Source organism: Streptococcus sp. KR (genome assembly GCF_002238115.1).
Classification (GTDB): Bacteria; Bacillota; Bacilli; order Lactobacillales; family Streptococcaceae; genus Streptococcus.
In genome coordinates, this window is sequence record NZ_NGVM01000061.1 from 1 (window position 1) to 1532 (window position 1532).

At 34.7% G+C, this 1532-nt stretch carries 2 protein-coding genes and 1 pseudogene; all 3 read left to right on the top strand.

Features of this window, described 5'->3' with window-relative positions:
• Positions 1-377 (top strand): annotated as a pseudogene (locus tag CBI42_RS10755) (virulence protein); the annotation flags it as partial.
• 13 nt (positions 378-390) lie between these two features.
• Complete coding sequence (locus CBI42_RS10760; protein ID WP_049493971.1) at positions 391-1026, top strand: hypothetical protein; 636 nt, start codon at positions 391-393, stop codon at positions 1024-1026.
• Between the two features lie 52 nt (positions 1027-1078).
• Positions 1079-1532, top strand: a 454-nt coding sequence (locus tag CBI42_RS10765; protein ID WP_094753967.1) for a thiol-disulfide isomerase, incomplete at its 3' end; no start/stop codon positions are given.

Here is a 1532-nt window from a genome sequence, read left to right on the forward strand (position 1 = left end):
CCTTACAAAATGGCGAAATTCAGGTTAATTATTCTAGCAACTACGACAGCTGGCAGGCAAATAAACCAACGAGTAAGACCATTTCTGGTAAGGGTGGTAAACAAATTGAAGGCAGAGTGGGAAATCGGAAAGTAAAAATTCGAGTGGACTTGGAACCAAATAGTGGTGCAGGAGGTCAAGGTAAGCTTCAAGTTCAATCTGGAAGTGGAAAATCGGGATATGATATTAATAGACACTTAAATATTAATGAAATTACGGGAAAAGATTATATCAGGAATTGGGTAAATAAAACTGGTGATATAAAAAATCAAACGAAAAGTGTCAAAGAGGAAATAATCGAAAGGTTATGGAAGGGTTACCAGGAAATGGTAAATTAAGGAGAAAAGAATTATGAAACTTTATATAAAAGGCGACTTTACTAAAGAAATTCCGTTTGATTATTTAGAACTAGCGAAGAGAATGTGGTTTGAAAGTTATCAAGGAGAAGGCATCCCACTCTCCTATTCTGGTTTTCTTCAAATCAGAGATAGGAATGATATAGCAATTCATCTAAAACTAGATAAACAGGATTATGATGAACGTTGGTTGTATGTTCCGATACAAGAAGGGATAAAATATCGCTTTTTTTCACAAATTGATGAAGAACTAAATTTAGATTATGAAGATGCTTATGTAACAGATTTTCGAGAAAATGGAGACTGTTTGCGTCTTGCTTCTACTCATCTTGAACTGCTCACTCTTGATAAAAGAGCTTTCTATATCATGGCCATTGAGATTGCTACAATCTTTAACGGACAAATTAGCGAAGATGACAAGAAAACATGGTTAACAATCGAGGAATTCAAGGAAAAGCACCAAGATATCTTATCTCTAACCTTTGAGGAGGCAAATGAAATGAGTTTGGAAGAAATTCAAACGATTGACGCTATTGACGATCCCATCTGGGAAGAATTGGATAGGAAGCGCGAAGAGTACATCCGAATTCATGGAGAAGTGGAGTTGGATGACGATGAGGAAGACGAGTGATAATTTACAATAACACTTATTTGAAAGAGAGTGTTGAATAAGGGGAAGACTAATGCTAGATAAATTAAAACAGTTTAAATTGTTGATTGTATTGTTTTTGTTTCTGTTAGCGATTCCTTTATATTTTACTTACAATCATTTCCAACAATCTAGTGTTTTAAAAGAAGCCTTTGAGAAAAATGAGAGAATTGAAGTTCTACATCGTTTGACGGCATCAGAAAAATATGCACCTGACATCCGTAAAGCGGGTTATGTCGTTCCTCCCGATGGAGCTATTCGCTTGGATGGAGTCATTTATCCATTAGAAATAGAAGGAGAACTACACTTGAAAATTAGCCCTCCAAAAAAAGATGCTAAGGATTTTCAGTTGTTTTTCATTACACAAGTTAATGAAAAACAAACACATATAACTTTTATTTTAGATAAAAATCTGAATTTAATTGATTCTAGTTATTCTCAGCAAAATGATAACGGGAAAAGAGAGATTGTTTCTGTCTCACAATCCG